The sequence below is a fragment of the Asticcacaulis solisilvae genome, from assembly GCF_052327315.1.
GTDB classification, from domain to species: Bacteria; Pseudomonadota; Alphaproteobacteria; order Caulobacterales; family Caulobacteraceae; genus Asticcacaulis; species Asticcacaulis solisilvae_B.
Genome location: NZ_CP166196.1, coordinates 1,899,996 through 1,924,210, shown reverse-complemented (window position 1 = coordinate 1,924,210; position 24,215 = coordinate 1,899,996). Strand labels below are relative to the sequence as shown.

General features: G+C 63.9%; 31 protein-coding genes. 19 read left to right on the top strand and 12 right to left on the bottom strand.

Annotated elements, in window-relative coordinates:
• Positions 1-3 precede the first annotated feature (3 nt).
• The 4 genes from AB8717_RS08955 to AB8717_RS08940 all read left to right on the top strand — a co-directional run bounded on the left by AB8717_RS08955 (position 4) and on the right by AB8717_RS08940 (position 3,660).
• The gene (locus tag AB8717_RS08955) at positions 4-573 is read left to right on the top strand and encodes a DUF5655 domain-containing protein (protein ID WP_443750683.1); all 570 of its coding nucleotides are present in this window, start codon (positions 4-6) and stop codon (positions 571-573) included.
• A 177-nt stretch (positions 574-750) separates the two neighbouring features.
• Positions 751-1,887: a Re/Si-specific NAD(P)(+) transhydrogenase subunit alpha gene (locus AB8717_RS08950; protein ID WP_443750682.1), complete on the top strand. Its 1,137-nt coding sequence runs from the start codon at positions 751-753 to the stop codon at positions 1,885-1,887.
• Positions 1,888-1,900: 13 nt separating this feature from the next.
• Positions 1,901-2,236: a proton-translocating transhydrogenase family protein gene (locus tag AB8717_RS08945; protein WP_443750681.1), complete on the top strand. Its 336-nt coding sequence runs from the start codon at positions 1,901-1,903 to the stop codon at positions 2,234-2,236.
• A gap of 2 nt (positions 2,237-2,238) precedes the next feature.
• A complete protein-coding gene (locus AB8717_RS08940; protein ID WP_443750680.1) occupies positions 2,239-3,660 on the top strand; it encodes an NAD(P)(+) transhydrogenase (Re/Si-specific) subunit beta in 1,422 nt (473 codons plus the stop codon).
• Between the two features lie 101 nt (positions 3,661-3,761).
• Here AB8717_RS08940 and AB8717_RS08935 read toward each other — a convergent pair whose 3' ends face one another.
• Positions 3,762-4,286: a hypothetical protein gene (locus AB8717_RS08935; RefSeq protein ID WP_443750679.1), complete on the bottom strand. Its 525-nt coding sequence runs from the start codon at positions 4,284-4,286 to the stop codon at positions 3,762-3,764.
• Between the two features lie 157 nt (positions 4,287-4,443).
• On the opposite strand from AB8717_RS08935, the gene AB8717_RS08930 reads away from it, so the two are divergent.
• Together AB8717_RS08930 and AB8717_RS08925 are read left to right on the top strand one after the other, a co-directional pair.
• Complete coding sequence (locus tag AB8717_RS08930) at positions 4,444-5,163, top strand: hypothetical protein (protein WP_443750678.1); 720 nt, start codon at positions 4,444-4,446, stop codon at positions 5,161-5,163.
• 9 nt (positions 5,164-5,172) lie between these two features.
• Positions 5,173-5,868 (top strand): hypothetical protein, encoded by a 696-nt coding sequence (locus AB8717_RS08925; protein WP_443750677.1) that lies wholly within the window; start codon positions 5,173-5,175, stop codon positions 5,866-5,868.
• Positions 5,869-5,871: 3 nt separating this feature from the next.
• Here the strand turns inward: AB8717_RS08925 and AB8717_RS08920 are convergent, their stop codons facing one another.
• From AB8717_RS08920 to rpsU, 3 genes are all read right to left on the bottom strand, one after another.
• A complete protein-coding gene (locus AB8717_RS08920; RefSeq protein WP_443750676.1) occupies positions 5,872-6,417 on the bottom strand; it encodes a hypothetical protein in 546 nt (181 codons plus the stop codon).
• A gap of 125 nt (positions 6,418-6,542) precedes the next feature.
• Positions 6,543-6,938, bottom strand: a complete 396-nt coding sequence (locus AB8717_RS08915) for an acyl-CoA thioesterase (RefSeq protein ID WP_443750675.1) — start codon at positions 6,936-6,938, stop codon at positions 6,543-6,545.
• Between the two features lie 103 nt (positions 6,939-7,041).
• Positions 7,042-7,272 carry a 30S ribosomal protein S21 gene (gene rpsU, locus AB8717_RS08910; protein WP_443750873.1) on the bottom strand — a complete coding sequence of 77 codons (231 nt, stop codon included), beginning with the start codon at positions 7,270-7,272 and terminating at the stop codon, positions 7,042-7,044.
• A gap of 252 nt (positions 7,273-7,524) precedes the next feature.
• Between rpsU and AB8717_RS08905 the strand changes: the two genes are divergently transcribed.
• The 3 genes from AB8717_RS08905 to AB8717_RS08895 are packed head-to-tail and all read left to right on the top strand — an operon-like array spanning position 7,525 to position 9,700.
• On the top strand, positions 7,525-8,217 hold the full coding sequence (locus AB8717_RS08905) for a COQ9 family protein (protein ID WP_443750674.1): 693 nt from the start codon (positions 7,525-7,527) through the stop codon (positions 8,215-8,217).
• Entirely contained in the window at positions 8,214-8,516 is a 303-nt protein-coding gene (locus AB8717_RS08900; protein WP_443750673.1) for a hypothetical protein, read from the top strand. Before AB8717_RS08905 ends, AB8717_RS08900 begins: the two co-directional genes overlap by 4 nt.
• 35 nt (positions 8,517-8,551) lie before the next feature.
• The gene (locus AB8717_RS08895; RefSeq protein WP_443750672.1) at positions 8,552-9,700 is read left to right on the top strand and encodes a hypothetical protein; all 1,149 of its coding nucleotides are present in this window, start codon (positions 8,552-8,554) and stop codon (positions 9,698-9,700) included.
• A 94-nt stretch (positions 9,701-9,794) separates the two neighbouring features.
• Here the strand turns inward: AB8717_RS08895 and AB8717_RS08890 are convergent, their stop codons facing one another.
• Genes AB8717_RS08890 through purE form a run of 3 tightly spaced genes read right to left on the bottom strand, consistent with a single transcriptional unit; the run spans position 9,795 to position 11,634 of the window.
• Positions 9,795-10,079, bottom strand: a complete 285-nt coding sequence (locus tag AB8717_RS08890; RefSeq protein ID WP_443750671.1) for a YciI family protein — start codon at positions 10,077-10,079, stop codon at positions 9,795-9,797.
• Complete coding sequence (locus tag AB8717_RS08885) at positions 10,076-11,146, bottom strand: 5-(carboxyamino)imidazole ribonucleotide synthase (RefSeq protein WP_443750670.1); 1,071 nt, start codon at positions 11,144-11,146, stop codon at positions 10,076-10,078. Before AB8717_RS08885 ends, AB8717_RS08890 begins: the two co-directional genes overlap by 4 nt.
• A complete protein-coding gene (purE, locus tag AB8717_RS08880) occupies positions 11,146-11,634 on the bottom strand; it encodes a 5-(carboxyamino)imidazole ribonucleotide mutase (RefSeq protein ID WP_443750669.1) in 489 nt (162 codons plus the stop codon). The genes AB8717_RS08885 and purE overlap by 1 nt, the downstream gene beginning before the upstream one ends.
• Positions 11,635-11,918: 284 nt before the next feature.
• Here purE and AB8717_RS08875 point away from each other — a divergent pair, with 284 nt between their 5' ends.
• Together AB8717_RS08875 and AB8717_RS08870 are read left to right on the top strand one after the other, a co-directional pair.
• Positions 11,919-12,842 carry a GGDEF domain-containing protein gene (locus AB8717_RS08875; protein WP_443750668.1) on the top strand — a complete coding sequence of 308 codons (924 nt, stop codon included), beginning with the start codon at positions 11,919-11,921 and terminating at the stop codon, positions 12,840-12,842.
• Positions 12,839-13,228, top strand: a complete 390-nt coding sequence (locus AB8717_RS08870) for a VOC family protein (protein ID WP_443750667.1) — start codon at positions 12,839-12,841, stop codon at positions 13,226-13,228. Before AB8717_RS08875 ends, AB8717_RS08870 begins: the two co-directional genes overlap by 4 nt.
• A gap of 4 nt (positions 13,229-13,232) precedes the next feature.
• Here the strand turns inward: AB8717_RS08870 and AB8717_RS08865 are convergent, their stop codons facing one another.
• The gene (locus AB8717_RS08865; RefSeq protein ID WP_443750666.1) at positions 13,233-13,955 is read right to left on the bottom strand and encodes a response regulator; all 723 of its coding nucleotides are present in this window, start codon (positions 13,953-13,955) and stop codon (positions 13,233-13,235) included.
• A gap of 450 nt (positions 13,956-14,405) precedes the next feature.
• Here AB8717_RS08865 and AB8717_RS08860 point away from each other — a divergent pair, with 450 nt between their 5' ends.
• Genes AB8717_RS08860 through AB8717_RS08850 form a run of 3 tightly spaced genes read left to right on the top strand, consistent with a single transcriptional unit; the run spans position 14,406 to position 17,423 of the window.
• Positions 14,406-16,721: a PAS domain S-box protein gene (locus AB8717_RS08860; RefSeq protein WP_443750665.1), complete on the top strand. Its 2,316-nt coding sequence runs from the start codon at positions 14,406-14,408 to the stop codon at positions 16,719-16,721.
• Positions 16,718-17,116, top strand: a complete 399-nt coding sequence (locus tag AB8717_RS08855) for a response regulator (protein ID WP_443750664.1) — start codon at positions 16,718-16,720, stop codon at positions 17,114-17,116. The genes AB8717_RS08860 and AB8717_RS08855 overlap by 4 nt, the downstream gene beginning before the upstream one ends.
• Positions 17,100-17,423: an Hpt domain-containing protein gene (locus AB8717_RS08850; RefSeq protein ID WP_443750663.1), complete on the top strand. Its 324-nt coding sequence runs from the start codon at positions 17,100-17,102 to the stop codon at positions 17,421-17,423. Before AB8717_RS08855 ends, AB8717_RS08850 begins: the two co-directional genes overlap by 17 nt.
• Here AB8717_RS08850 and AB8717_RS08845 read toward each other — a convergent pair.
• Both AB8717_RS08845 and AB8717_RS08840 read right to left on the bottom strand, forming a co-directional pair.
• Positions 17,420-17,860, bottom strand: a complete 441-nt coding sequence (locus tag AB8717_RS08845) for a response regulator (protein ID WP_443750662.1) — start codon at positions 17,858-17,860, stop codon at positions 17,420-17,422. The two genes, AB8717_RS08850 and AB8717_RS08845, sit on opposite strands and share 4 nt — an antisense overlap.
• Positions 17,861-17,989: 129 nt before the next feature.
• On the bottom strand, positions 17,990-18,127 hold the full coding sequence (locus AB8717_RS08840; RefSeq protein WP_443750661.1) for a hypothetical protein: 138 nt from the start codon (positions 18,125-18,127) through the stop codon (positions 17,990-17,992).
• Between the two features lie 288 nt (positions 18,128-18,415).
• On the opposite strand from AB8717_RS08840, the gene AB8717_RS08835 reads away from it, so the two are divergent.
• Positions 18,416-19,435, top strand: coding sequence for a glycoside hydrolase family 43 protein (locus AB8717_RS08835; protein WP_443750660.1), 1,020 nt, complete (start codon positions 18,416-18,418; stop codon positions 19,433-19,435).
• Here the strand turns inward: AB8717_RS08835 and AB8717_RS08830 are convergent.
• Both AB8717_RS08830 and AB8717_RS08825 read right to left on the bottom strand, forming a co-directional pair.
• Positions 19,432-20,148: an SGNH/GDSL hydrolase family protein gene (locus tag AB8717_RS08830; RefSeq protein ID WP_443750659.1), complete on the bottom strand. Its 717-nt coding sequence runs from the start codon at positions 20,146-20,148 to the stop codon at positions 19,432-19,434. The two genes, AB8717_RS08835 and AB8717_RS08830, sit on opposite strands and share 4 nt — an antisense overlap.
• Before the next feature lie 218 nt (positions 20,149-20,366).
• On the bottom strand, positions 20,367-21,521 hold the full coding sequence (locus AB8717_RS08825; RefSeq protein WP_443750658.1) for a deoxyguanosinetriphosphate triphosphohydrolase: 1,155 nt from the start codon (positions 21,519-21,521) through the stop codon (positions 20,367-20,369).
• A 138-nt stretch (positions 21,522-21,659) separates the two neighbouring features.
• Here AB8717_RS08825 and AB8717_RS08820 point away from each other — a divergent pair, with 138 nt between their 5' ends.
• From AB8717_RS08820 to AB8717_RS08805, 4 genes are all read left to right on the top strand, one after another.
• On the top strand, positions 21,660-21,989 hold the full coding sequence (locus AB8717_RS08820; protein ID WP_443750657.1) for a HesB/IscA family protein: 330 nt from the start codon (positions 21,660-21,662) through the stop codon (positions 21,987-21,989).
• Between the two features lie 104 nt (positions 21,990-22,093).
• On the top strand, positions 22,094-22,333 hold the full coding sequence (locus AB8717_RS08815) for a hypothetical protein (RefSeq protein WP_443750656.1): 240 nt from the start codon (positions 22,094-22,096) through the stop codon (positions 22,331-22,333).
• A 102-nt stretch (positions 22,334-22,435) separates the two neighbouring features.
• Positions 22,436-23,227 (top strand): exodeoxyribonuclease III, encoded by a 792-nt coding sequence (locus tag AB8717_RS08810; protein WP_443750655.1) that lies wholly within the window; start codon positions 22,436-22,438, stop codon positions 23,225-23,227.
• 203 nt (positions 23,228-23,430) lie between these two features.
• Positions 23,431-24,117: a hypothetical protein gene (locus tag AB8717_RS08805; protein WP_443750654.1), complete on the top strand. Its 687-nt coding sequence runs from the start codon at positions 23,431-23,433 to the stop codon at positions 24,115-24,117.
• Positions 24,118-24,215: the final 98 nt, after the last annotated feature.

The window sequence follows — 24,215 nt, the reverse complement described above, 5'->3', positions numbered from 1 at the left end:
CCGATGGTGAACCTCACGCCCCGTCAGGAGAAGTGGTTCGCCTCGGTCAAGGCCAGTCTGGAACGTGATACCGGCAAGCCGCTCGATGAATGGGTGCAGATCGTCATGCGCGATTGCCCCGAAACCGAGCGGCGCAAGCGCGAGGCGTGGCTAAAAGATACCTTCGGCATGTCGATGATCCGCGCCGGCCAGATCGTCAACGCCGCCTGGCCCGAAATCGATCCGTGGGAAGACCCCGTCCAGGCGCGTGCGCTGCTGTGGACCGATCCGCAATCCAAAGCCTTGCTCGAAACCTTTGAAGCCAGGATCGCCGGCATCCCCGACGTGCTCATGACCCAGCGCAAAAGCTACACCGCCTGGTCGCGCAATGTGCAGTTCGCGGCGCTCAAACCCATCAAGGGCGGCACCGTGCGCCTCGGCATCGCCGTGCCGCCCGACTCCGATTCGCGCCTCACGCCTCCGAAAAACGAGTCATGGTCCGAACGGCTGAAATCGGTCTTACCCCTCTGCGCTCCCGCCGATATCGATGACAGCCTTGTCGCCCTTGTGCGCTTGGCGTGGGACAAGGCCTGAAGGCTTTCGTCCACTTGAAATCGTTAATACCGCTTTGACTTTGGGCGCATTTCCCCATACAGGACGCCAAACGCATAACGCCGTGATATCTGGTTGCACGCGCAATTATCATGGCTTGGCGCAAACAAACCTGATACCCGGGTAACCGGTGTCACGTTTTAGTCAAAGGGTATGAACTTGGCCGTCTCTATCGCCATTCTCAAGGAAACCTGGCCGGGCGAAGCCCGTGTCGCGGCATCTACGGAAACCGTGAAGAAATGGACAGGCGCAGGCCTGACAGTGGCGATCGAAACAGGCGCGGGTATAGCCGCAGCCATCACCGACGACGCGTATCTCGCCGCCGGCGCCACGATCGCGCCGAATGCCGCTTCGGCGCTGTCGAATGCCGATATCGTGCTCAAGGTGCGCGGTCCGTCGGCTGACGAGATCGCCGCGCTGAAAACGGGCGCCATCGTCGTCGCCCTGCTCGACGCCCACCGCGAAAAGGACACTGTCCAGGCACTGGCCGCCAAGGGCGCCACCGCCTACGCCATGGAATTCGTCCCCCGCATCACGCGCGCCCAGGTCATGGACGCTCTGTCGTCGCAGGCGAACCTGGCCGGCTACCGCGCCGTCATCGAAGCGGCTTCGGCCTATGGCAAGGCCTTCCCGATGATGATGACCGCCGCCGGCACGGTCGCGCCCGCCAAGGTCTTCATCATGGGCGTCGGCGTCGCCGGCCTCCAGGCCATCGCCACGGCCCGGCGTCTGGGCGCGGTCGTCACCGCCACCGACGTCCGCCCGGCGACCAAGGAACAGGTCGAAAGCCTCGGCGCCAAGTTCGTCGCCGTCGAGGACGAGGAATTCAAGCAGGCCGAGACGTCCGGCGGCTACGCCAAGGAAATGTCGGCCGAATACAAGGCCAAGCAGGCCGCTCTGGTCACCGCGCACATCGCCAAGCAGGACATCGTCATCACCACGGCGCTGATCCCCGGCCGCGCCGCACCGATCCTGGTGACGCGCGACCAGGTCGCCAGCATGAAACCCGGCTCGGTCCTGATCGACCTGGCGGCCCCGCAAGGCGGCAATGTCGAAGGCTGCAAGGCCGACGAGATCGTCGATTCGAATGGCGTCCGCATCATCGGCTTCTCGAACATCGTCACGCGCATCGCGTCCGACGCCTCGGCGCTCTACGCCAAGAACCTGCTGGCTTTCGTCGGCCTGCTGGTCGACAAGGACGGCGTGTTGAACCCCGATAACGAGGACGAGATCCTCAAGGCAGCCTTGGTGACGCACGGCGGCGCCGTCGTCCACCCCGCGCTGCAGCCCAAGTAAAAAGGACGCATCCATGGAACTCGTCGATCCGACCATTTTCCGCCTGGCCATCTTCGTGCTGGCCATCTTCGTCGGCTACTACGTCGTGTGGAGCGTCACACCGGCCCTGCACACGCCGTTGATGGCCGTCACCAACGCCATTTCGTCGGTCATCATCGTCGGCGCGCTGATCGCCGCCGCCGCGACCGCCCAAGGCACCGATGTCTCGGCCTGGCTGTCCAAGGGCGCGGGCGGCATCGCCTCGGCGCTGGCCGCCGTCAACATCTTCGGCGGCTTCATGGTCACCCGCCGGATGCTGGCCATGTATAAAAAGAAAGAGAAGCCGGCCGTGAAGAAGGAAGGCGCATAACCATGGGCATCGCGAATATCTCTGCTCTCGCCTATCTCGTCTCGGGCGTCCTGTTCATCCTGGCCCTGCGTGGCCTGTCGTCACCCGAAACCTCGCGTCAAGGCAATCTCTACGGCATGGTCGGCATGGCGATCGCCGTCGGCATCACGCTGTTGAACCTGCTGACCAAGGGCGCGCTCGATCCGGTGACCATCGTCATCATCCTGTGCGGCATCGCCGTCGGCGGCATCGCCGGTACGCTGATCGCGCAGAAGGTCGCCATGACGCAGATGCCGCAACTGGTCGCCGCCTTCCACAGCCTCGTCGGCATGGCCGCCTGCATGGTGGCGCTGGGCGCCCTGTTCTCGCCCATGGCCTTCCATATCGACGATGGCGCGGGCGCTATCCGCACCCAGTCGCTGATCGAACTCAGCTTGGGCTGCGCCATCGGCGCCATCACCTTTACCGGCTCGGTCATCGCCTTTGCCAAGCTCAACGGCAATATGTCGGGCGCGCCGATCATCCTGCCGGCGCGTCACCTGCTCAACATCGCGCTGGGTGTGGCGATCGTTGCTCTGATCGGTGTGCTGATCGCCACGCATGGCGACGCCAAGTGGGCCTTCTGGCTGATCTTCGGCCTGTCGCTGGTACTCGGCATCACCCTGATCATCCCGATCGGCGGCGCCGACATGCCGGTCGTCGTGTCGATGCTGAACTCGTATTCGGGCTGGGCGGCCGCGGCGCTGGGCTTCACGCTGGAAAACATCGCGCTGATCATTACCGGCGCCCTGGTCGGCTCTTCGGGCGCCATCCTCAGCTACATCATGTGCAAGGCGATGAACCGCAGCTTTATCTCGGTCATCCTCGGCGGCTTCGGCGGCGATACGGCGGCTGCGGCCGGCGGTGGCCGCGTCGAGACGCGCCCCGTCAAACAGGGCTCGGCCGACGACGCCGCGTTCATCATGAAGAACGCGTCCAAGGTGATCATCGTTCCGGGCTACGGCATGGCCGTCGCCCAGGCCCAGCATGCCCTGCGCGAAATGGCCGACAAGCTGAAGGAAGAAGGCGTCGAGGTGAAGTACGCCATCCACCCCGTCGCGGGCCGGATGCCGGGCCACATGAACGTCCTGCTGGCTGAAGCCAATGTGCCCTACGACGAGGTCTTCGAGCTTGAAGACATCAACAGCGAATTCGCCACAGCGGACGTCGCCTTCGTCATCGGCGCCAACGACGTCACTAACCCGGCCGCCAAGACCGATCCGCAGTCGCCGATCTTCGGCATGCCGATCCTCGACGTCGAAAAGGCGCGCACCGTGCTGTTCGTCAAGCGCGGCATGGCGGCCGGCTATGCCGGCGTCGAAAACGAGCTGTTCTTCAAGGACAATACGATGATGCTGTTCGCCGACGCCAAGAAGATGGTCGAAGGCATCGTCAAGGGACTGTAGGCGCGCTTAGCTCCTCCCCATCTTCGATGGGGAGGGCGGGGCGGCCCGTGCCGGACCGCGAAGCGGTGGAGGGGGCGAAGCTAAAGAAAGAAGACGCCCCCCTACGCCTTGAACCAGTTGATCTTCGCGTCGGGGAACATCGCCTCCAGCAGCTTCGCCACGTCATTGCGCTCGTCGCGGTCGCGGGTCTGAGGCAGCTTCAAAACCTTTCCGCCGCTTAGGCGTACGTTCAGACTAAAGAAAAGAGTCCCTTCGTCGTCATAGTGCCGGAAGACAATCGCCTTCACCGCACGCTCGTTCCAGACGCGGCGGCGGTCGCCCAAGGCGCCCGTGACGATGTATTCGATGCGTCCTGAGGTGAATATCCAGGATTTGCGGTGAGTGGCGATCACACCGAAAAGACCGTAAAGCGTTCCCGCCACCGCCCACGCCGCGAGGAAAAGCGTCGATACACTATCTACTATATCCCGGTTCTCCTGCAATTCGGCCAGTGCCGTATCGATGTGGCCGGGAATAAAGAACAAGCCGAATGCAACATGCAGGAGCAGCAGCAATGCCGCTCCATACCATGCCTCGGTTTCAATCACCGTGACACTGTCTTCGTCATGTGTGAACGTGAACGCCACTGTCCCCTCCCCCCGCGCCTGCGCAAACCTACCCTATTCCTGACGCTACTTACACACGTCTTATTCATGCCGGGTTCAGCCATAATTTGGCACCATGACATACATATGATAGGCATCGCTTCGCTAAAGGGGGCGATGAGCGAAGGTGAGACAACCGATGAAAACGAAGCATAATTTTGCCGCGGGCATGCTTGTCCTCGGCCTGATGGCCTCTGTCGCTCCAGCCATGGCAGGACAGAAGCTGCCGCCGGTCACGACCGAAAACGGCGTGTCGACCCAATCCGCCACGGCTGCCGACGCCTTTCCGGGGCTCAAGGGCTTCCTGAACCTGTCGGCCGCCGACCGGTCGCAGATCAACGTCTATTACACGGCGCGCATCAAGAATGCCGATCCGTCGAAGGTGCGCATCACCCTTACCGACGGCGGCCGCAGCCAGGACCTGAGCGTGGCCCGCGACGGCCGCATCACGCCCCTGCCGACGCGCGACCAGCTGAACAACGGCGCCCGCGTCACCATCAGCGGTCCGGCGACCGGCACCTACGCCATGCGCATCCACGTCTATTCGACGCAAAGCGCCGGCCGCACCTATGACGCTGCCGGCCTGGCCACCGGCGTCCGCCAGGGCAATGCCGCCATGGGCAAGATCGCCGGCGCCCTGTCGCTGCTACTGAAAAAGCTCGACCGCGTCTACTTCGTCGGCGGCGGCTCTGGCACGGTCCTGGTCGACGGCCAGGAGCGTCCGCTGCCGCGTACCGACGCGACCGGCGAATACCCGGCCGGCACGCCCTACTTCCAGCCCTCGGCCTTCCCGGGCGCGACAAAGATCACGCTCAGCACTGCGCCGTCGATCGCGCTCTTCGACAATCCGCCGAAATAAAGGCCCCGCATGCGTTTTGCTCTTGCCGCCGCGCTTCCCTGTCTTTTGGGTGCCAGTCTTCTTGCATTGGCCACCGGCGCGGCGGGCGCCGAAAAGTCGAAGGCGATCCCCTCGCCTTCGCTTTTTCCGTATCTGGACACCTATCTGAACCTGCCAGCCAATACGCGCGACCGCTATCACCTCAGCTATGTCGTCGGCACCCAGGGCGGCCAGAAATCGGACTTTCACATGACGCTCAACCGCCCGTCGGGCGATGTGGCGCTGTCGATCGCGCCGGACGGTGAAATCCTGCCCCTGCCGACCCTGGCCGACCTAAAGGACAAGACGCCCGTGACGATCCAGGCGCCGGACGGTTCGCGCTTCGGCATGTCCTTACGCGTCGCCGCGACGATCGAGATGGCGAAGACCTATGACGCCACGCCGCTGAAGGCCAGCATCGAACAGGCGCGGTCCGGCGCGAAAAAGGCCGCCGGCCTCCTGGCCGTGGCCGTGCCGGACTTCCAGACGGTATGCTTTGCCGGGACACTGTCGGGGACAGCAACCCTGGCCAACGGAAAAACGGTGGCCCTGCCCGGCATTAAACAAGCCGGCGATGTTCCCGCCGGCACGCCGTGCTTCACCCCGTCGGCCCTGCCCGACGCGCGCACGATCGCACTCGATCGCGCGCCGCGCGTGATCTACATCCAGCCGAAACCGAAAAGCTGACGTTTACTCGACGACGGTGTCGCTGACTTCCGGCACGATGACCGGCGCCGACCGTTGCTCTGCGCGAATCTGCTTGCGCACATTGACGTACATGCCGAGCCAGCTGCCGGCCCATGCCGCCAGGCCGACCAGGACCGGGCACAGCACGAAGATCAGCAGCGTATTGGGCTGGAAGAACAGGTCGCACAGGTAGAAAGCCGCCAGCAGCACGCCGGCAAGCCAGCCCGCGAACTGCCCCATCTTGGCGACACGCGCCGCGACATAGGCGCCGGCGATCGTGCCCAGGAACCACGACACGGCGATCACCCAGTAGGCGCCGACCGGGTCGGTCTTGAGCAGCTCAGCCGCCTGGACCGGATCGTGATAGTCGATGATCGGCGGGCGCGGGAACAGGTCGTAGAAGATCTGCTTGATAATCGTATAGCCGACCATGCCGAGCAGCAGGCCCATCAGCACCGCGAGCACAAGCACCAGCGAAATGCGGGTCTTGCCTTCACTCCAGTCGCTGAGCCAGTCCTGAAAACGGCCCATAAAAGACGAATTACGCATCGGTCGGCCCTTTTTTGTTTTTCCCGGATGGCGCACTGGCGGGTAACCTGACTCGCACCACGCCCCATTCTTAACATAATTTTAATAAGAAGGAAGCGCTTAAGGGTTAACCGCCCTCAGGGGCCTTACGCGTACACCGCGCGCGGCCGGCCGTTCAGGTCGATGGCGACGAAGGTAAAGGTGCCTTCGGTAACCCTTGTCTTTTCAAGGCTTTCGCGCGGCCGGCGGTAGGCATCGACCTTGATCTTCATCGATGTGCGCCCGACCGACATCAGCTTGGCGTAGACGCTGACCTCGTCGCCGACCTGGACCGGTGTCAGGAACAGCATGCCGTCGACAGCGATCGTCGCCACGCGGCCGCGCGATACGCGCGCCGCGATATTGCCCGCGGCAAGGTCCATCTGCGACATCAGCCAGCCGCCGAAAATATCGCCCGACGGGTTGGTGTCGGCCGGCATGGCGGTCGTCAGGACCGCCAGGTCATGCGGGTCGGGCAGGTCGGGTGTGGCTCCACTGGCCATCTGTTCACCTTAAAAAGAAAAACGCCGGAGCATCGGCTCCGGCGTTTTATAGACCGTCTCTGCTGCGACGCAACAAAAACTCTGTCAGTATTCGAACCGTGACTTAGCTCTTCGAACGGCCGCCGGTCACGCCGCCTTCGCGCTGGATGCGCTTGCGGGCCAGCTTGCGGGCGCGACGCACGGCTTCAGCCTGCTGGCGAGCGCGCTTTTCGGAGGGCTTTTCGTAATGCACGTGACGCTTCATTTCGCGGAACGAACCTTCACGTTGCATCTTCTTCTTCAGGGCCTTGAGGGCCTGGTCGACGTTGTTGTCACGGACGAAAATCTGTACCAGAGGTCTCTCTCCATTCGGTGCTTATGGCGGTTGTAACCGGAGACCGCCCGAGCCTAAGCCGGTTCTCTCTCCGCCAATGATGAAAACAAGTTGTCCCGCAAACGACTGTCTGCGGGACGATCGGGCGCCTGATTACATCAGACGCGCGCATCTGTCCAGCCACGGAACCTGTGAAAAGCGAAGCGGAACACGCTTTTTTCGTATTCCCGCGACACTTTGTGACGCTTGCGGGCCTTGGATTCGCGGCTGCAAATGACTAGACTCGATCTTATGAGCCAGTCCGCCCCCATGTCCGACCTCAAGGCCGCCGAAGCCCGGCTGGCCAAGGCTGTCGCCGGATTCGTGCCCGAGCTGGGGCTGAACCGCATGAGTTTCCAGGCCGGCGCCAAGGCCGCGGGCCTGTCTGACGGCGAACGCGACCTGATCGCTCCGAACGGCGCCGCCGATATCGCCGCCATCCTGTGGCGCGGCCATGACGCTGAACTGCAACGGTCCGATGTCGTCGCTTCCCTGCCCGGCATGAAGATCCGCGAGCGCATCGGCTACCTGCTCAATCTCAGGATCGATGCCTTCGCGCGCGACGAAAAGCTGGCGCACCGCGTCGAAGGCTTCCTGATGCTGCCGCCCAATCTCGACCTGCACCGCCGGCTGATGTGGGACTCGGCCGATCTGATCTGGCGGCTGACCGGCGACAAGGCGCTGGACGAAAACCACTATTCCAAGCGCACCATCGTCTCGGCCATCCTGGCGGCCGCCATGCTGACCCGCCTTGCACGCGGGCCTGAGGCCCAGGCCGAACAGGTCCGCCGCAATATCGACGGCGTTATGGAATACGAGAAGTTCAAGGCGAAGATCCCCTTCCGCCCCGAATCGGCACTGGAAAGCCTGGCCGCCAGCCTCGGCAAGCTGCGTTTTGGCCGCATGGATACGGACCAGGCCTCGTGAAGGCGATCTCGGCCCTGCTGGCGGTCGTGTGGCTTTTGTTCGGGCTGACGGCGACGGCGCATGCCGTGCCGCAAGGCGAACCGTCTTGCCATATGGCCATGCATCATAACGGCAAGACGCCCGCCCCCCAGCCCGACGCAAGCCTGATGCCGTGTTGCAGCCAGCCGGCCGCCCTGCCCGCTTTGGCTTTCATCCTTCCCGCCCTCAGCGTGTCGCCGCTGCGCCATGAACCGCGAGCGATCGCGACCCTGACCGGCATCTTTACCCCGCAGGATCCCCGGCCTCCGCAGAACGGTTGACGCCTCTTCCCGTCAATCTTTTCAAGGAGCTCCCAATGCTTTTCCGTACAGCGTCCGCGCTGGCGGTGATGACGGCATGCACCGCCGTCCCCGCCTTCGCGCAATCCAGCATGCCCGGCATGGACATGCCGTCGCAATCGCCATGGCAATGGCACGTCCATGGCAGCTTAAGCCTTATCGCCGATGGCCAGTCCGGCCCGCGCGGCGGCGACAAGACCTTCTTCGCCGGCATGATCATGGCCATGGCCAATCGCGATTTCGGCAATAACCGCCTTGAGCTTCAGGCCATGCTGTCGCCCGATCCCTTCATGGGCAGGGCCGGCTATCCCCTGCTTTTACAGACGGGCGAAACCGCCGACGGCACGACGCACCTCGTCGACCGCCAGCACCCGCACGACCTGATCATGGGGCTTTCGGCCAGGCTGACGCATCGCTTCGAAGACGGATCGAGCGTCTTCGGCAGCGTCGGCTATCCGGGCGAAACGCCGTTCGGTCCGACCGCCTTCATGCATCGCGCCTCGGGCGAGGACTTTCCGACCGCGCCGATCTCGCACCACTGGCTCGACAGCGGCCATATCACCATGGGCGTCGTCACAGGCGGCTTTTCCAAAGGCCCTGTGACGCTGGAAGTGGCGCAGTTCACCGGCCGCGAACCCGACCAGAACCGCTTCGATCTCGATCCGGTCAGGCTCGATTCGACGGCGGTGCGGCTGTGGTGGCAGGTGACGCCGGACCTGAAGGCCCAGGCCTCATGGGCGCGGCAGGTCAGCCCGGAACAGCTCGAGCCCGATGTGAACCTGCGCAAGCAATCGCTGAGCGTCGAATACGGCCACGGCCCGGTCAATGCGACGATCGCCTGGGCGTGCAAACAGGCTGAACACGGCACGGAAAAGCCCGCCGACGCATGGCTGGCCGAGGCGCGCTGGCACGTTACGGATAAATGGTCGGCATTGGGGCGGTATGAGCGCGTCTACAACGACGAGCTGGCGGCGACGCCCTATTGGGTGGCCAAGACCGAGATCGGGGGCTACCGCACGTTCGCGATCGACGACATGACCAGCGTCAATCTCGGCCTGATACGGCAGTTCAACACGGTGCCCGACGCGCTGAAACCGGCCTATGGCAGGCATCCCGACGGCACGGTGGCGTTCGTGACGCTGAAGTTTCACCGGATGAAGATGTAACGCCGGAGGTGACCCCTCCACCCCTTCCTTGCGCTTGCCGACGCTACACGTCGGCTGCGCTCACCCTGAAGGGGTGGAGGGGGGTATCTTCCTTCTACCCCTTCAGGCCCTCAAAACCTTCCGCCGCCATGGTCACGTCGACTTCGACGAACTCATAATCCGACAGGCCATGCACGGCGAACGGATCGGTTGCCGCCCACGCTTTCACGGACTCAAGCGTCCCGCGCGCCATGAACATGCCACCGGTGCGCGGCACCTTGCGGCCGGCCGCCATCAGCACGCCGTTGTCGGCGGCGGCCTTCAGCCAGTCGCGGTGCGCCACAAGTTGGGCGTCGAGCGCTTCGAGCGGCGCGGTATAGTTCAAAAGCACGATGATCATGACAGTATCCGGTTGATGTGGCCCATCTTGCGGCCGGGACGCGGCTCGGCCTTGCCGTAGACGTGCAGGCGCGCATTGGGCTCAGCGGCCAGCGCCGGCCAGCTCAGAATGTCGTCGCCCAGCAGGTTGGTCATCTCGATGCGGCAACGCGCCGTGACATCGCCCAGCGGCCAGCCGGCCACCGCGCGCATGTGCTGCTCGAACTGGTCGCAGACACAGCCTTCCTGCGTCCAATGGCCGGAATTATGCACCCGCGGCGCGATCTCGTTGAGCAGCAGGCCGCCCGATTTGAGCACGAACAGCTCGACCGCCAGCACGCCGACATAGTCGAGCCCGTTCAGCACCTTGCGCGCGATGTCATGCGCCTCGGCATGCAACGCGTCGGGCACATCGGCCGGCGCCGTCGTGGTCGATAAAATCCCGCCGACATGGTGGTTTTCGCCGATCGGAAACGCCTTGACCGCGCCGTCATGACCGCGCGCCGCCACCACCGAAATCTCACGCACGAAATCGGCGCGGGCTTCCAGGATGGCCGGCTTGCCACCGATCGCGGCCCAGGCCGAAGCCGCCTCATCGGCGCTTTTCACCCAGACCTGGCCCTTGCCGTCATAGCCTTCGCGGCGCGTTTTCAACAGGGCCGGCGCGCCCAGACGCTCCAGGGCCGGCGCGATATCGGTTTCAGCATCGATCGTCGCGAAATCGACCGTATCGACGCCGTTCGAACGGGCGAAGGTCTTTTCGTTGACGCGATCCTGGGTGATGCCCAGCGCGCGCGACGACGGCGCCACGACCTTGCCAAGGCCCGTCAGGAAATCGACCGTCTCGACCGGAATGTTCTCGAATTCCAGCGTGATGACGTCGCATTGGCCGGCAAAGGCCTTCAGCGCTGCCTCGTCGCGATAGCCGCCCACAACCGATACGGCCGAAACCGCCGCCGCCGGCGACTCCGCTTCGGGACCGAAGATCGCCACACGGAACCCCAGCCGCGACGCGGCCTGGCTCAGCATGCGGCCCAGCTGGCCATCGCCCAGGATGCCGATCGTCGCGCCGAGCGGAAGCGGCCCCATCAGTCTTCCACCGTTTCGGGGACGCTGTCCGTCTGCGCCTGGCGCAAGGCCGCGACGCGGTCGGCCAGTTCGGGATCGTTCAGCGCCACGATCTGCGCCGCCAGAAGCCCGGCATTCTTGGCGCCGGCTTCGCCGACCGCCAGGGTGCCGACGGGGATGCCGCCCGGCATCTGCACGATCGACAACAGCGAATCGAGGCCCTTCAGCCCGCCCTTGACAGGCACGGGCACGCCCAGCACCGGCAGGGTCGTCATCGACGCGGTCATGCCTGGCAGATGCGCGGCGCCGCCGGCGCCGGCGATGATGACCTGGATGCCTGCGGCCCTGGCGCCCTTGGCGAAGTCGTACATGCGGTCGGGCGTACGGTGAGCCGACACGACCCTGGCCTCATAGGCCACACCCAGTTGCTCCAGCATGGCGGCTGCCGCCTTCATGACCGGCCAGTCCGACCGCGACCCCATGATGATCGCTACCTTGGGCGCTGACATGCCGTTTTCCCCTTGATACCCGCGCGCGCGGGCGTGAAAAATCAAGCTGCGCGAAGTACAGCACAGGCCCCGCAACTGCAAGCAGTCATTTAACCATCAGTTCTCACCAATATTGAAGGTTAACGCGCCTCTCAGCACATTGCGCAAGAACGGCGGCTGTGCTTTCATGGCGGGATCAAGGGCCGGGGGCCCCACTCCTTTCCAGCTTTTTCGTGACAATGGGTCCTGACAAGACATTACACTCGCTTGCCATTCAGCCAGAGCCACACGGCGGCCCCGAAGCCGTGCGTCCGGCGACGACCGCCTCGATGCAGAGCCTGCTGGCGCAATATTTCGAAATGGAGCCGGACGAAGCGGCCGCCGTCGCCATCCGCATGCAGGCGCCGCAACCGCAAGCCGCTCCGGCCCCGGCGCCCGAGGCCGCCCCTGCCCTGACGTTGACGGAACAGCTCGAAGCCATCCTGCCGCAACTCGAAGCCCTGGCGCCCAGCGCGCGCATTCCGACGCCGCGCGCCGACGTGCCCGCGCCGACGCCTCCGGCGCCTGAGCCCACGCCCCCTGCCCCGATGCCGCCCGTGCCGTCGACGCCTCACGTCGCCAACGATATCGCGCCGATGGTGCCGGACGACGGCTGGGCCGTATCCGCCAAGGCGATGATCGACACGCTGGTCGCCGAAAACGAGCGCCTGCGCCACGAACTCAAGGCCGAGCACGACGCCCGCCGCATCGCCGAGGCCCAGGCCGACAGCGACGTGCTGACGCCGACGCTGAACCGCCGCGCCTTCTTGCGCGAAATGCAGCGCGCCATGGCCGATTGCCGCCGCTACGGCGAACACGCCTGCCTGATCTATCTCGACATGGACGGCTTCAAGGCGATCAATGATTCCTATGGCCACGCGGCGGGCGACGCCGCCCTGGTCTATGTCGCCGAAACGCTGAAGGCCAGCGTGCGCGAAGGCGACAGCGTCGGCCGCATCGGCGGCGACGAATTCGCCATCCTGCTGCGCCACGCCGACATCAATTCGACCCGCGTCAAGGCCATGAAGCTCGAGGCCGAACTGGCGCTCGGCACCTTCGAATACAAGGGCCTGTATCTCAAGACCGGCGGCAGCTTCGGCGTCCGCGTCTATGCCGACCAGCCGACCGCCGAGCTGTGGCTGGCCGAAGCCGACGCCGCCATGTTCCTGGTCAAGAAGGCCGCCCGGTGACCTCGCATATCGCCGCCGTCACGCTGGTCGTGCCGGACTATGACGAGGCCATCGCCCATTATTGCAATGGCCTGGGCTTCGATCTGGTCGAGGATAGCGACCTCGGCAATGGCAAGCGCTGGGTGCTGATCGCGCCGCCGGGCGCGTCCGGAACGCGCCTGCTGCTGGGCAAGGCTTCGAAGCCCGAACAGGTTGCGCGCATCGGCGACCAGACCGGCGGCCGGGTGTTCCTGATCCTGCATACGGACGACTTCGCGCGCGATCATGCCCGCTTTTCGGCGGCGGGCGCGGTCTTTATCGAAGCCCCGCGCGAGGAGCCCTATGGCACGGTCTGCGTCTTCCGCGACCGCTTCGGCAATCTGTGGGATTTGCTGCAGCCGACGTGAGGCCTCAGACTCCGACCGCAAGATGCCTGAGCACCCGGCCGTAGACATCCCCGATGTCGAACGGCTTGGTGATGTAGTCCAGGGCCCCCGCCGCATAGCCCCTGGCCCGGTCGGCCTCGCCGTCGCTGGCGGTGATCATGATGACGCGGGCCGACGCTTTCAGCCGTTCCAACAGGGTCAGGCCGGTGATCGACCCCGGCATGATGTCGTCGAGCAGCACCAGGTCGGGGCTGTGCCGCTCGATCATGCCATGCGCCTCGGCGGCATCGACCGCGGTGATGACGCGCGCGTCCTCGGCGAACAGTTCCGAAAACAGGTCGCGGATGGTGACGTCGTCATCGGCCACCAGCATCAGCGGCCGCGTGTCGCGCTCCACGGACGCCGACGGCGGCGCTTCGCTTTTCCGCTTGCCGAAGCCGCCGGAAACCTGCGGCCCCGTGTCGGCGATCGCCTCGTCGCACGCCCGGATCAGGTGCCCCACCAGGGCGTCGACCTTCCACAGGCTGTCGCGGCCGGCGTCGCCCATCAGGTCGTGCAGTTCTCGGGAAATCTTCGAAATGCGGGTAAAGCCGTGGCTTCCCGCCGAGCCCATCAGCCGGTTCAACGCCAGGTGGATCAGGCCATAGGTCTTGTCGCAGCTCCACAGCAGCGCCATTTCGTGCGCGTGGTGCAGGTCGTCGCGCGACTGCTTCAATGTGTCGACGTAGCGCGCGCGCAGGTCTTTCATGGCAACCCCGGCGAAGGCCCCCTCAGGCCATCGTGCCCGTTACACTATACGGACACGCTAAATCATCTCTTAAAGGTATGAACACGATATAGTTTTTCAAAAAGATCGTGTTCACCATTTCGTAAATTGGAATTTAAGTATTTCGCTGGATATTATCGTATAACGTGTGTAAGTGAGCGTAGAGTTCGCGTAGGGCAGGAAACGTTCGCATCCCGATATCGCTCGAAACCACCGGCCAGATCCGGATTTTCGAAAGCCATAAAAGCGGGAGCAGCGGTAATATAAAGCTTTTCCGGAACGGTGGGCTCCGTTCCGAGGCGCAACCCTGGCCTGCAATATATATTTTGTACCTATCGGTGGCAGCCGCGTTCGGGCGCCGCCGGAACATCCCTCGGGGGGGGTGTTTTGAGCACAAGGCCGTGATGCCTTGCGCGACGTACGGAGCGGCCGATGCACGGTCAGACCCAACTGGCGGAGACGCGCGCGGTCGCGGAAACGCCCCTGCCCCTGGTTCTCGTCGTCGACGACTGTCCCGACGATCGCGAGCATGTAACCCGCCTGCTGAACGCCACGGCCGCCTGCACCCATGCCTCCGGTTTCGAAACGGCGCTGACGGCGATCGCGGCGCGTGAACCGGACTGCGTGCTGCTCGACTATGCCATGCCGGGCCTGAACGGGCTCGACGTGCTGCGCAGCCTGCTCAACCGCTATCCCTTCCTGCCGATCGTCATGATGACCGACAACGGCAACGAAACCATCGCCGTGCAGGCGATCAAGGACGGAGCCCAGGACTATCTGGTCAAGTCGCAGCTGACCGGCGACATCCTGCGCCGGCATATCCAGGCCGCCGTCGAACACTGCCGCATCCGCCGCGACGGCGAAGCCATGCGCCGCGACCGCGACCGGCTGAGCGCCGTCATCGAACAGTCGCCCGACTTCATCGCCATGGCCGACCTCAAGGGCCGGCTGATCCACGTCAATGCCAGCGCGCGCGAAATGCTGGGCATCGGTCCGGACGACGCGCTCGACACCACCCTGTCGGGCCTGTTCCAGGGGACGGTGGCGCGGCGCATCACGACCGAGGCCCTGCCTACGCTGCGCGCCCGCGGGCAGTGGAAAGGTGAAGGCACCTTCATCCGGGGCGACGGGGAGGAGATCGCGGTCTCGCAGGTACTGACCCTGCAGCGCGACGACAAGGGCGCGCCGTGCGGCCTGGCCACCATCATCCGCGACATCAGCGACATCAAGGCGCACGAAGCCGCGCTCAAGGTCAGCGAGGAGACCTTCCGCGCCGTGATGGAATACGCCACCATCGGCATGGGCATCATCTCGGCCACCGGCCGCTGGCTGCGCGTCAACCCGGCGCTTTGCCGCCTGTTCGGCTATTCCGAGATCGTCATGCTGGCCAACGACTTTCCGTCGATCCTGCACCCGGAAGACCGCGACACTGTCATGGCCCTGTGGGCAAGGGTCGCCGGCGGCGAGACCGAAAGCGTGCAGAGCGAGAACCGCTATCACCGCTGGGATTGCCGCGTCATCTGGGCCCATGTCAGCCTGTCGCTGGTGCGCCACCCCGACGGCCGGCCGAACTTCGTCGTCGCCCAGTTCGAGGACGTGACGGAGCGCCGCGAGGTCGAGCGCATGAAGACCGAATTCATCTCGGTCGTCAGCCATGAGCTGCGCACGCCCCTGACCTCGATCCGGGGTTCGCTGGGCCTGCTCAACGGCGCCCATGCCGACGCCCTGACGGACAAGGCGCGCAGGCTGGTGCAACTGGCCTACGACAATAGCGACCGCCTGATCCTGCTGATCAACGACATCCTCGACATCGACAAGATCAGCTCGGGCCACATGCGCTTCGACATGCAGGAACAGGATCTGAGCCTGCTGGTGCGCAACGCCGTCGAAGCCAACCAGCCCTATGCCGCCAAGTTCAACGTCTTCCTGGTCTCCGCGCCGGTGCCGCCGCACCTGCGTCTGACGGTGGACGCGGCGCGCTTCCACCAGGTTCTCAACAACCTGATCTCCAATGCCATCAAGTTCTCGCCGCCGGGCGAGACCGTTACACTGGCCGTTTCGTCGATCGGCGCGGACGTGACCCTGTCGGTCGTCGACCGCGGCGCCGGCATCCCGGAAGAATTCCGCGCGCGCGTCTTCGGCAAGTTCTCGCAGGCCGATTCCTCGGCCACGCGCCAGGCCGCCGGCACCGGGCTGGGCCTGCACATCAGCCAGCAGATCGTCGAGCACATGGGCGGCCAGATCGGTTTCGAATCGACCCTGGGCGTCGGCACGGTCTTCTGGGTCACCTTCCCGCGCGCCGGCGCGGTCCAGCGACGCGACAGCGACAGTGGCGACGCGGGCGCGCCGTTCTCCATGCCGGCGCCGGGCACCCTGCCCCACATCCTGCACGTCGAGGACGACGGCCACCTGTCGCAGTTCATCGCCAGCGCGCTCAGCGGCCGCGCCACGGTCACGCCGGCGGCGACGCTGAAGGCCGCGCGGACCCTGGCCGGCACCGGCGCCTTCGACATGATCCTGCTCGATGTCTCCATGCCGGACGGCAACGGACTGAAGTGGCTCGACACGCTGGCCAGGGCCGGCGTCAAACTGCCGCCGGTCGTGGTCCTGTCGGGGCGCGACCTGCCGCGCGATCTCAAAAGCCCGGTCGAAGCCACGCTGATCAAGTCGCGCGATCCCGAGGCCCGGATGATCGAGACCATCTGCACCGTGCTCGACGGCGCACAGGCCCGGCGCGTGGCGACATGACGGCCGGCCTGCATCACGTCCTGTGCATCGACGACGACAGCGATATCCTGGAAATCGCCCAGATGGCGCTCGAGGATGTCGGACAGTTGCAGGTCACCTGCATGAGCAATGGCGAAGCCGCCGTCGAAAGCGCCGCGGGGCTCAGTCCAGACTTCATCCTGATCGATGTGATGATGCCCGGGATGGACGGTCCCGGCGTCTTGAAGGCCCTGCGCGCCCAGCCGGGCCTGGCCGCCGTGCCGGTCGCCTTCATGACGGCGCGTATCCAGGAACAGGAAGTGCGCGACTATCTCGACATGGGCGCCGACGGCGTCATTTCAAAGCCTTTCGACCCCATGACCCTGCCGTCGGAAATCCGCACCATATGGGAGACATTCCATGCCGGCCGCCACTGACCACTTGCCGCCCGACCTGCTCGACCGCCTGCAAAGGACCTATCGTGGCCACCTTGCCGAAACGCGCGCGCAGATCGCGCCCGCGATCGCCCGGGCGGCGGCGCGCACCGCCGACAGCGACGACTATGCCACGCTGAGACATCATGCGCACAAGCTGGGCGGATCGGGGGCGTCGTATGGCTTTGCGCGGCTCAGCGAAACCGGCAAGGCGCTCGATTCCCTTCTGCGGACGCAGACGGGTGTGACGGACGCCATCGGCCGCGCGGCGGCGGAGCTTCTTTCGGCGATCGACGAGGCGCTGGGTTAGCCCCGCCAGGACACTTCGCTGGTGTCCGCCTTCTGGAAATACGGACTGGGGACGATCCGCTCCAGCCGCCCGGCCAGCTTGTCGAACTCGACGGGCTTGGTGACATAGCCCGCCGCGCCCAGGTCGATAGCCCTCTTGACGTCCTCGCGGTCCTGGTTGGCCGACAGCACGACGATCGGAATGTCGCGGATCTCCTGCATCTTCTGGCGCAGCCGCAGGAAGGTGAAACCATCGAACTCCGGCATGGCCAGATCGAGCAGGATACACGAGGGCTGCGCCTTGCAGGCCTTGGCCATGGCGATCATGCCGGAATGGTAGGTGCAGGACTTATACCCAAGCCGGCCGAGATAAATTTCGACGATAGCGGTGACATGCGGATCGTCGTCGACCAGCATGATGACCTTGTCGAGCTTGTTGACACTGAGCGTACGTGACACGGCCGTTTCTCCGGCGGTTCAGTTCAATCTCAGGTTAGTATGCAATCGTTCGCACTAAGAAATAATAAATATAGTTGTTTTGCAAAAGCGGCGCGCCGGACAGGGCTGCCAGCGCGCCGGCTCAAGGTATTACATCGACGAACTGCTCGACGACGAGGACGCCGCGCTCCCCGACATCTTGTCGTGGTGCATCCAGCTCGAACAGGCGGACATGGAAACAGCAAGGGTCATAAGGCCGGCGATGGCGGCAATCACACGCTTACGCATATCAGGCTCCTTTGTGGGGTGGGGAAGACAGCTTCGCTTTGCGCCGCGCAACCGGTGAATCCGGCCTCGCCCGCCGCGCGACAATGGGCGGCGGAAAATAAACTTGTCGCTGCTGAATGGCGGCCACCCATAAGGAAGCCATAAAAAGCGTCAGTCCGCGAAATCCGCATGGAACAGGGTTCAGCCGTTTGACAAATCGGCGGCATCCCCCTAAAGACTATTTGTCAGACATAATAAACAGATCCGACACAAGGCCAGTCCTTCATAATGCCACACCCCTACCCCGCCATGTCCCGCCGCCATCTGATCGCCTCAGCCGGCGCGGGACTGGCCCTGCCCGCCTTCGCTCAAGCCGGAAGCCGCCATCGCATGACCATCGAGAACCCGTTCATCAGGAACCGCGCCGACGGCCAGATCTATCAGGACGGGGGCTGGTACTATTTTACGGGCTCGGTGCCCGAATACGACCGGCTGGTGCTGCGCCGTTCGAAGACGCTTGCCGGCTTGGCGACCGCCGAGGAAGTCGTCGTCTGGCGCCGCCCCGAAACGGGCAAGATGGGCGGCCATATCTGGGCGCCGGAAATCCATCGCTTCGATGGCCAATGGCACATGTATTTCGGCGCCGGCGACCACGGCGAGGTGTTTCACGTCCGCACCTACGTTCTGTCATGTCCGGATGAAAACCCGATGACCGGGACCTGGACCGTTACGGGCCAGGTCGAGATGCCGTGGGACACCTTCAATCTCGACGCCACCTCGTTCGTGCACAAGGGCCAGCGCTACCTGTTGTGGGCCCAGCACGAGCCGGGCATCGACACCAACAGCAATCTCTATATCGCGCCCCTGGCCACGTCGACGACGCTTGCGGCCAAGCCCACGCGCCTGACCGTGCCGACCCTGCCGTGGGAAATCATCGGCTTCAAGGTCAATGAAGGCCCGGCGATCCTGGCGCGCAACGGCAAGATTTTCCTGACCTATTCGGCCAGCGCCACCGACTACCACTACTGCATGGGCATGCTGACCGCGTCCGACGACGCCGACCTCATGGACCCGGCGGCGTGGACCAAGTCGCCCGAGCCCGTCTTCCAGAGTTCGCCCGAGAATAATATCTGGGGCCCGGGCCACAACGGCTTCACGGTCGACGAAAAGGGCCGCGACCTGCTGGTCTATCACGCCCGCGACTACAAGGAGATCGTCGGCGACCCGCTCTACGATCCCAACCGCCACACGCGTTTGCAGTACATCCACTACCGCAAGGACGGCACGCCCGATTTCGGCGTGCCGGTGAAGATCGGGCCGCTGGTTTAACGCCAGAAAGCGTCCACCGTCTTCAGCCAGGTCTCGGCCATCAGGGCATGGCCGGCATAGGTCGGGTGCACACCGTCCCACGACCAGGTATTGGCCGGTCCGCGCGACAAGGCCGCGTCGAACGCCTCCTGGTACAGCACGACCGGCAAATGATACTTGGCGCCGAGTTTCTTCACCACCGCCTGGCGCTTTTCCAGTTCGGCACGCTTGGCCGGATAGTCTTCGGCATAGCTTTTGACCGGCATCAGGAAGGGCTCGCCCAGCACGATTTTGATGTTCGGGAAGGCCTGGATCGTGTCGGCCAGCAGCTTGTCGTAGGTGGCCTCATAGGCTTCCAGCGTCTCGCCCTTGCCGTAAAAGGTGTCATTGACGCCGACCATGATACTCAACACATCCGGATGGAGCGCGATCGTATCGGCCTGCCAGCGCGCCGCCAAATCGGTCGCCGTATTGCCGCTGACGCCTCGGTTGATGAAGGCCAGGTTGCGTTCCGGATAGGTCAGCCCGATTTCGCCCGCCAATATGTAGGCATAGTCCTGGCCCATGATGTGGTTGAAGTCGTCGCCAGGCCAGCGCCCGCCGTCGGTAATCGAGTCGCCCTGCATCAGCACGACCGCGCCGGGTTTCAGCACCGCCAGCTTTTCGCTGACACGCGCCTCGGCCGATCCCGCCACCAGCGCCGCAACGGCCGCCAGCATCCACACCGTCTTCATCCCTGCCTCCAGCGGGCCTCTGCCCGTCGTGAAATATTTTCTGCGAATGAAAATGCGATGCGTTTCGGCCGCCGTCAACCCGGACTTGGCGTGCTTGATCATCTGACCAGGTTGCCCCTTCCGTCTGGCTCGGCTTGACGCCGATCCAGCCACATGGAGCGAAGCGAACATGACGGAAGGGGCATTCCGTCAGCGCCCGCAAGTAGCAGGATTTCCGCTTAGAACGAAAACAAGCGCTTATGCTCTTCGATGGCATAGGCGTCCGTCATGCCCGCGATATAGTCGCAGATGACCCGCGCCCGCGCCGTTTCGGTATCCTTGGCGCACACCAGCTCAAACCAGTCGGTCGGCAGCGTATCGGGCTCGGCCAGGAACAGGTGGAACATCTCGTTCAGCGTCCGCTTGGCGTAGGACCGCGTCCGGTTCAGCCTGTAATGCTTGTACATGCGCTGGAACAGGAAGCCGCGCAGCCGCGACAGGTCGTCATAGACAGGCTTGGAAAACTGCACCATCTGGCGCTTGGCCATGCGCACGTCCTCGGGCGTCTCGATCCCGTCTTCCTTCAGACGCTTTTCGGTCTCGGCCTGGACGTCGGCGATCATGATGCCGATCATGCGGCGCACGGCTTCCAGCCGGACCATGCGGTCATTGAGCGCCGGCCAGTCCTTCTGTACCCCTTGCAGCACCGGGCCGATCATCGGCACGTCGAGCAGGTCGGCGATGGTGAACAGCCCGGCGCGCAGACCGTCGTCGACATCGTGATTGTTATAGGCGATGTCGTCCGAAATCGCCGCCACCTGCGCTTCCATCGAAGCGAAAGTATCGGGACGCAGGTCCCATTGCGCGTTGAAATCGTTGATCGACTTCCACGACGGTTCGGCCATGTGATGCGTGACGGGACCGTTGTGCTTGATGATGCCTTCCAGGGTTTCCCAGGTCAGGTTCAGCCCGTCCCACGCCGGATAGCGCTCTTCCAGCTTGACGATGACGCGGAAGGTCTGGACGTTGTGGTCGAAGCCGCCCCACGGCTCCATGCACTTGTGCAGTTCGTCCTCGCCGGCATGGCCGAACGGCGGGTGGCCCAGGTCGTGCGACAAGGCGATGGTTTCGGCCAGGTCGACGTCGAGATTCATCGAGTGCGCCAGCGAGCGTGCAATCTGCGACACTTCCAGGCTGTGCGTCAGGCGCGTGCGGAAATAGTCGCCTTCGTTGGCCACAAAAACCTGGGTCTTGCCCTTGAGGCGGCGGAAGGCGGTCGAATGGATGATGCGGTCACGGTCGCGGGCGAATGCGGTGCGCGTGGCGCTGTCCGATTCCGGATGCAGGCGCCCCAGGCTCTTGGTCACGTCTTCAGCGTAAGGGGCCAGGGTCATGCTTTTACCGTCTCGCAGTGGTCTCGGCTGCGGGTCTATACTATATTCTGTAACGATCACCTAAAAAATCGCTGTCTTTCCAATGGAAATCAGCGGTTTGGGGCTGATTTTAACCGGTATTGCCTCCATATAGCGTCCATGAGCCATAATATCTCGCTGACCGCCGCCGCCGCGCGCCATATCAACCGCCTGAGCCAGGATGCCGGCCATCCCGTCCTGCTGCGCGTCACGGTCGAAGGCGGCGGGTGTTCAGGCTTCCAGTACAAGCTCGACCTGGTCGAGGACCGGCTGCCCGACGAGAGCGAGATCACGCTCGACGGCGCCACGGCTCTGGTCGATGAGATCTCCGCGCCCCTGATGGCCGGCGCGATGATCGACTATGTCGAGGAACTGGTGGGCTCGCAGTTCAAAATCCTGAACCCGCTGGCGGTGTCTTCCTGTGGCTGCGGGGTCAGCTTCTCGTTGTAGGCAAGGTGGACCGGTCGCGTACTAAAGATGGATCCGTCAGACAAATCCATCTCATCGCCGCGCATAACTCACATTCCACGAACGATACCTGAAAAGGGGAAGATATGAAGCTGCCGTTTCGAAATCGTCTTTCGACACCACTGACCATTTTTATTGAACCTCACTGCGATCAATACGAGGTGGCGTTTGGCGGAGAGGCGGTCATCACATTGGAAGACGGTAAGCCGCATTCGATTGATATCCACCCGGACAACTGGATTTCAATCTGGAACGAAGGAAAAGCGTTGGCGCAAGTAGAGATTTTCGACAACTACCAATCCCTTTCCCAAGCGAGGAAACGATAGAGGCAGCCCGCTGCATTTCACGACTTCGCTTTCGATCTGCGCGATCTTTTAGACTCCCCTTCCCGCTTGCTCGAATCCGCCCCACGGCCTAAAACCTCGGGCATGAAACTCGCGACCTGGAACGTCAATTCCGTCAATGCCCGCCTGCCGCTGGTCCTCGAATGGTTCGCGGAAGCGCAGCCGGACGTCTGCGCGCTACAGGAAATCAAGTGCATCGACGAGAAATTCCCCTACGAAGCCTTTGAATCGCTGGGCTATAACTGCGCGGTCCACGGCCAGAAGACCTATAACGGTGTCGCCATCGTTTCGAAGCATCCGCTGAGCGACATCACCCGCGGCTTGGGCGGCGACGAGGCCGACGAGCAATCGCGCTATATCGAAGCCCTGATCGAGGCCCCTCGCCCGGTCCGCTTCATCGGCATCTATCTGCCCAACGGCAACCCGCTCGGCACCGATAAGTATGCCTACAAGCTGCGCTGGCTGGAACGCCTGCATGCACGCATGGCCGAGGTGCTCGAGTTCGAGGACATCACGGTCGTCACCGGGGACTACAATATCATCCCGACAAAGGACGACCTGTGGAAGGAAAGCGTCTGGCTGGACGACGCGCTTTATCAACCCGCCGTCCGCCAGGCCTATCAGGGCCTGAAGAATCTTGGCTATACCGACGCCTTCGAGGCCGCCACGCCCGAAGGCAACCGCTACACCTTCTGGGACTACCAGGCCGGCGCCTGGCAGAAGAACGAAGGCATCCGCATCGACCATCACCTGCTGTCGCCGCAAGCCGCCGACCGGCTGGTCGGGCTGACCATCCATAAGGATGCGCGCGGCCGCACGCACGACGAAGCCAAACCGTCCGACCACGTACCGGTGGTTGTCGAGTTGGCGGACTAACGCTGCGGTCCTCCGGCTTCGCGAGAAGCCGGCAAGCGCGACTGCGCGCTGCCGCGCTTGTCCTCAAAGAACGAAGCGTTAGGACCACGCTTCGCCGCGGCGAGCCATGCGGCGATTGAGCCGCGTAAAGCCTATTTTAACGCTCGTTTGCGATCCTAAAGACTTTATTAGCCATATGTGCGCAGAACGGCTCGCAGACGACCATGGCCCACATCGCTCGAATCCTCCTCTACTTCCTGTTCGCCGGGATCGGACTGACCCTCATTGCCTCCGGGCTGATGTGGTGGTTCGAAGCCTCGCGCCGCCTTGCGCGCGCGCTCCATTCAGCGCTCGGCAAGGCCGCCGACGCCATGGTCTTCGACCTCAGCGGCAAGAAGGCCGCCGGGCTCGACTTCACCGCCGGTGACCTGGCGATTCTGTGGGACACCGGTTCCCATGGCCTGGTCTTCGCGTTCGACGAGATCGAAGGGGCCGAACTGATCGTCGACGAACGCGTCGTCGCCCGCGCGCAGAAGGGCGAACCGCGCCGGCTGCTCAACGAAACCCATTCCAACGCCTCGCGCGTCGTGCTGCGCCTGATGTTCGACGATGTCGAGATGCCCGAGTTCGAGCTCAGCCTGTTCGGCGATATCGGCCAGGCTCAGGTCCAGGCCAAGAGCCCCGCCGAAGCCGTCCGCCTCGGCCGTAAGTGGTTGAGCCATGTCGATGCGGTCATCAAGCGCATGCCGCAGAACCCTGCCGTGCCGCAGGCCGCGCCCTATGCCGGCGAAGCCTTTGCGGCGCCGGCCGTCCAGCACGGCTCTCCCCGTCCCGCCGAACCTGAAGACGAGGTCCTGCCGCCGTGGGAAATCGACGCCATGGCCGAACAGGAAGTCTACGTCGCCGAATAGGCAAGCTGCGACAAACAGGCCACAAGGTCATGTCAAAACTGATGTTTTTCGCCTGACGCGCGCGATCGGTGCGCTTTTGCGGCGACGCCCCCTTACCC

Bases quoted from the DNA above. Each gene is read 5' to 3' on its own strand.
- AB8717_RS08955 (WP_443750683.1), top strand. From the start codon at position 4: ATGGTGAACCTCACGCCCCGTCAGGAGAAGTGGTTCGCCTCGGTCAAG.
- AB8717_RS08945 (WP_443750681.1), top strand. From the start codon at position 1,901: ATGGAACTCGTCGATCCGACCATTTTCCGCCTGGCCATCTTCGTGCTG.
- AB8717_RS08940 (WP_443750680.1), top strand. From the start codon at position 2,239: ATGGGCATCGCGAATATCTCTGCTCTCGCCTATCTCGTCTCGGGCGTC.
- AB8717_RS08930 (WP_443750678.1), top strand. From the start codon at position 4,444: ATGAAAACGAAGCATAATTTTGCCGCGGGCATGCTTGTCCTCGGCCTG.
- AB8717_RS08925 (WP_443750677.1), top strand. From the start codon at position 5,173: ATGCGTTTTGCTCTTGCCGCCGCGCTTCCCTGTCTTTTGGGTGCCAGT.
- AB8717_RS08920 (WP_443750676.1), bottom strand. From the start codon at position 6,417: ATGCGTAATTCGTCTTTTATGGGCCGTTTTCAGGACTGGCTCAGCGAC.
- AB8717_RS08915 (WP_443750675.1), bottom strand. From the start codon at position 6,938: ATGGCCAGTGGAGCCACACCCGACCTGCCCGACCCGCATGACCTGGCG.
- AB8717_RS08905 (WP_443750674.1), top strand. From the start codon at position 7,525: ATGACTAGACTCGATCTTATGAGCCAGTCCGCCCCCATGTCCGACCTC.
- AB8717_RS08895 (WP_443750672.1), top strand. From the start codon at position 8,552: ATGCTTTTCCGTACAGCGTCCGCGCTGGCGGTGATGACGGCATGCACC.
- AB8717_RS08890 (WP_443750671.1), bottom strand. From the start codon at position 10,079: ATGATCATCGTGCTTTTGAACTATACCGCGCCGCTCGAAGCGCTCGAC.
- AB8717_RS08885 (WP_443750670.1), bottom strand. From the start codon at position 11,146: ATGGGGCCGCTTCCGCTCGGCGCGACGATCGGCATCCTGGGCGATGGC.
- purE (WP_443750669.1), bottom strand. From the start codon at position 11,634: ATGTCAGCGCCCAAGGTAGCGATCATCATGGGGTCGCGGTCGGACTGG.
- AB8717_RS08865 (WP_443750666.1), bottom strand. From the start codon at position 13,955: ATGAAAGACCTGCGCGCGCGCTACGTCGACACATTGAAGCAGTCGCGC.
- AB8717_RS08860 (WP_443750665.1), top strand. From the start codon at position 14,406: ATGCACGGTCAGACCCAACTGGCGGAGACGCGCGCGGTCGCGGAAACG.
- AB8717_RS08855 (WP_443750664.1), top strand. From the start codon at position 16,718: ATGACGGCCGGCCTGCATCACGTCCTGTGCATCGACGACGACAGCGAT.
- AB8717_RS08850 (WP_443750663.1), top strand. From the start codon at position 17,100: ATGCCGGCCGCCACTGACCACTTGCCGCCCGACCTGCTCGACCGCCTG.
- AB8717_RS08840 (WP_443750661.1), bottom strand. From the start codon at position 18,127: ATGCGTAAGCGTGTGATTGCCGCCATCGCCGGCCTTATGACCCTTGCT.
- AB8717_RS08835 (WP_443750660.1), top strand. From the start codon at position 18,416: ATGTCCCGCCGCCATCTGATCGCCTCAGCCGGCGCGGGACTGGCCCTG.
- AB8717_RS08830 (WP_443750659.1), bottom strand. From the start codon at position 20,148: ATGAAGACGGTGTGGATGCTGGCGGCCGTTGCGGCGCTGGTGGCGGGA.
- AB8717_RS08825 (WP_443750658.1), bottom strand. From the start codon at position 21,521: ATGACCCTGGCCCCTTACGCTGAAGACGTGACCAAGAGCCTGGGGCGC.
- AB8717_RS08820 (WP_443750657.1), top strand. From the start codon at position 21,660: ATGAGCCATAATATCTCGCTGACCGCCGCCGCCGCGCGCCATATCAAC.
- AB8717_RS08815 (WP_443750656.1), top strand. From the start codon at position 22,094: ATGAAGCTGCCGTTTCGAAATCGTCTTTCGACACCACTGACCATTTTT.
- AB8717_RS08810 (WP_443750655.1), top strand. From the start codon at position 22,436: ATGAAACTCGCGACCTGGAACGTCAATTCCGTCAATGCCCGCCTGCCG.
- AB8717_RS08805 (WP_443750654.1), top strand. From the start codon at position 23,431: ATGGCCCACATCGCTCGAATCCTCCTCTACTTCCTGTTCGCCGGGATC.